This is a genomic window from uncultured Actinomyces sp. (genome assembly GCF_963526355.1).
In the GTDB taxonomy this organism is placed as follows: domain Bacteria; phylum Actinomycetota; class Actinomycetes; order Actinomycetales; family Actinomycetaceae; genus Actinomyces.
In genome coordinates, this window is the sequence record NZ_CAUROW010000158.1 from 1 (window position 1) to 3,345 (window position 3,345).

A 3,345-nucleotide genomic window follows, 5' to 3' on the forward strand; every position below is an offset into this window, starting at 1 on the left:
GGCGACCCCTGAGATATGTCATGAGCAAGTAGTGACCGATGGGCCATGGACCGCAGCCGACGCGGGACGATTCTTGAGCCATGAGCACAACAACACCTCGGACCGGCCAGGAGGCCCCCGTCCCGGAACTCCCCCGGACGGACCGTTTGGACGCCGTCCGACTGACCAATCTGCACAAGTCCTTCGGTGACGTCACCGCCGTCGACGGTGTCGACCTGACCATCAGCCCCGGCGAGGTCGTCGCCCTCCTGGGCCCCAACGGCGCGGGCAAGACGACGACGATCGACATGATCCTGGGACTGAGCCGTCCTACCAGCGGCGATGCGAGAGTCTTCGGGATGAGCCCGCGCCAGGCAGTCGACCGGGGCCTGGTCGCCGCAGTCATGCAGACTGCCGGCCTCCTGCCCGAAATCACCGTGCGTGAGACGGTGCAGCTGACGGCGAGTCTCTTCTCCCATCGAATCGACGCCGAGGAGGCCATGCGCCGCGCCGGTGTCACCGACTTCGCCTCGCGCATCGTCAAGAAGTGCTCCGGAGGCCAGCAGCAGCGCCTGCGCTTCGCCATGGCGCTCGTGAGTGATCCGGCGCTGCTCATCCTCGATGAGCCGACCACGGGCATGGACGTCGAGGGGCGCCGCAGCTTCTGGGAGGCCATCCACACCGATGCCGAGCGCGGGCGCACCATCGTCTTCGCCACGCACTACCTTGAGGAGGCCGACGCCTTCGCCGACAGGATCGTCCTGATGCGTCATGGGCGCATCATTGCCGACGGTACCGCCGCGGAGATCCGCGCCTCTGTGAGCGGTCGCTCCCTGAGGGCCACCCTGACCTGCGCTCCCGAAAGGCTGCGCGGCGCCCTGACCGATCCGCAGCTCCGTGGGCAGGTCCACGACGTCGAGATCCTGGGCAGCACGCTCACCCTGAGCTCGACCGACACCGACTCCGTTGCCGCGCTCCTCCTCAGCGAGCACCTCGCCAAGGACCTGGAGATCACCAGCCGCGGCCTGGAGGACGCCTTCATGGTCCTGACCAGCAACAGCGCCTCCACCCCCAGTGCCGGAGCGTCAGCATGAGCCGTTCCGTCCTCCTCAGCAGCACCGTCACCCTCCCGCCCACGTCCTCCACCGGAACCGCAATGTCCTCTTCACAGTCCTCCTCGTCCTCCTCCGCCTCATCAGTAGTCAACCGCCTCGATCTGTCCTCCCGCACCGCGCCACCGCTGGGAGGGTTGAGCCTTCCTCTGCTGTCGCTTGAGGTGCGCCGGCGCCTGCGCAACCGTCGGTCCGTCATCTTCTCGATCGTTCTTCCGGTGGCCTTCTTCCTCATGTTCACCACCGCCGACTACTCCGCCACGCCCTACGGCAACGGCAATGTCGTGGCGAACATGATGATCGGTATGGCCCTGTACGGCGCCCTCATGACCACCACTGGAGCCGGAGCGGCTGTGAGCAACGAGCGGGCCTCGGGCTGGAGCCGCCAGCTGCGTCTGACCCCGCTCAAGCCCATCGCCTACATCACCGCCAAGGCGATCGTGGGGATGCTCATCAGCGCCCTGGCCATCGGCGCCGTCTACGCCTGCGGCCCCGTGCGACACGCGCAGATGCCTGCGAGGGCCTGGATCTCCTCGGCTCTCATCATCTGGCTCGGCTCCCTGGTCTTCGTCGCCTTCGGACTGTTCGTCGGCTACCTCCTCCCCTCGGACAACGCCATGCAGGTGGTCGGCCCGCTCATGGCCCTGCTCGCCTTCCTCGGCGGCATGTTCATGCCGTTGACACCGGGCTCCACCATGGATCGCATCGGCAGCTTCACCCCCATGTACGGGCTGCACAACCTGGCGCTGTGGCCCATGGGCGCAGAGAGCTTCTCCTGGTGGTGGGTGGTCAACGTGCTGACCTGGCTCGCCGTCTTCCTGGGCGGGGCCGCCTGGAAGATGAGCCGAGACACCGCCCGGGTGTGAGACCGTGAGTACCATCAGGGTCATGAAAGCCCGCGCCCTGTCCCCCGACGAGGCGCGGGCTCGCCGCACCCGCGGTGTGGCAGTCGGCTGGGGCATCGTAGTCGGCTGGGGCATCGTGTGGGCCGCCTCCATGGTTCCGGTCGTCAGGGAGGGTCTGACCCGAGGATCCAGCGGCGGGGTGTGGGGCACCGCCAGTGCCATCGTCTCCTGCGCATGCCTGTACGCCGCCTGCTCGCTCAGCGTGAGACGGGTGCGCCAGGGCCTGACCTGGCCCAGCCGCCTGAGTCTGTTGCTCATCGTCGTCGGCGCGCTCACAGCGATCGGGGCTGCCCTCGGCGTGGGCCCTCAGAGCCGGCAGCTGGTGGTCTTCCTGACCGTTGTCCTGGCCTTCTCCCTGCCCTGGCAGGCGTCCATCGGCCCCATCGCGATCCTCGCCGGCACACTGTTCCTCGTTCCCAGGATGAGTCCCTCCTGGTCCGCAAGTGAAGGCACCTGGATCGCTCTGCTCGGTGCGGGCGGCGCCTGCGTCTTCGGGCGCTACATCATGGAGCAGCGGCGGGTGGCCCGCATTCTGGATCGGCGCACTCATGAGTTGGAGATCAATGAGGAGCGCAACCGCATGGCCCGGGATATGCATGACATCCTGGGACACTCGCTGACGGTCATCGCCTTGAAGACCGAGCTCGCCACCAGGCTCGTCGATGCCGCCCCCGATCAGGCCAAGGCGGAGCTGACCGAGGTTCAGTCCCTGGCGCGCTCCGCCCTGGCCGACGTGCGCGCCACCGTCAACAGCTACCGCGAGCTGAGCCTGGCCGGCGAGCTGGCTCGCGCCACCAACGTCCTGACCTCTGCCGGTGTCCGCGCCGACCTGCCGCTGACCGTCGAGATCGTGGATCCCGAGCTGCGCGAGCTCTTCGCCTGGGTGGTGCGCGAGGGCGTCACCAACATCGTGCGCCACGCCCACGCCTCGCACTGCAGGGTGACGCTGAGCGCCGACTCCATTGAGGTGGCCGACGACGGTATCGGACTGAACTCGGCCTGCACCGGTGACGGTCACGGCTTGGAGGGACTGCGCCAGCGCTGTGAGGACAACGGTGCCGACCTCACCATGGAGACGCCCTCCGGTGGCACCGGCACGGTTCTGAGGGTGAGCGCCCGCCGTCTATCCTCACCTATGGCGCCCGACGCGAGCCGGTGAGCCGGTCGGGCACCCCGAACTCCGGCGAGCACTCGTGTCGTTGGCGCTGAGGAACCTTGAGTGGACGGAGCTGAGCGATGATCCGAGTGATGTTGGCCGATGACCAGGCCATGGTGCGCGGGGCACTGGCCGCTTTGCTCGCCCTGGAGACCGATATCGAGGTCGTCGCCCAGGTCGGGAACGGGAACGA

General features: G+C 67.8%; 3 protein-coding genes and 1 pseudogene. All 4 read left to right on the forward strand.

Going from position 1 to position 3,345, the window contains the following annotated elements:
• The first annotated feature begins 80 nt into the window (after positions 1–80).
• Entirely contained in the window at positions 81–1,073 is a 993-nt protein-coding gene (locus tag RWR81_RS13100) for an ABC transporter ATP-binding protein (RefSeq protein WP_314458155.1), read from the forward strand.
• A gap of 155 nt (positions 1,074–1,228) precedes the next feature.
• Positions 1,229–1,957 (forward strand): ABC transporter permease, encoded by a 729-nt coding sequence (locus tag RWR81_RS13105; protein WP_314458157.1) that lies wholly within the window; start codon positions 1,229–1,231, stop codon positions 1,955–1,957.
• 22 nt (positions 1,958–1,979) lie between these two features.
• Positions 1,980–3,155, forward strand: coding sequence for a sensor histidine kinase (locus tag RWR81_RS13110; protein WP_314458156.1), 1,176 nt, complete (start codon positions 1,980–1,982; stop codon positions 3,153–3,155).
• 77 nt (positions 3,156–3,232) lie between these two features.
• A pseudogene (locus RWR81_RS13115) lies at positions 3,233–3,345 on the forward strand (DNA-binding response regulator); the annotation flags it as partial.

Coding starts and splice junctions, on each gene's coding strand:
- RWR81_RS13110 (WP_314458156.1), top strand. CDS start 1,980: ATGAAAGCCCGCGCCCTGTCCCCCGACGAGGCGCGGGCTCGCCGCACC.
- RWR81_RS13100 (WP_314458155.1), top strand. CDS start 81: ATGAGCACAACAACACCTCGGACCGGCCAGGAGGCCCCCGTCCCGGAA.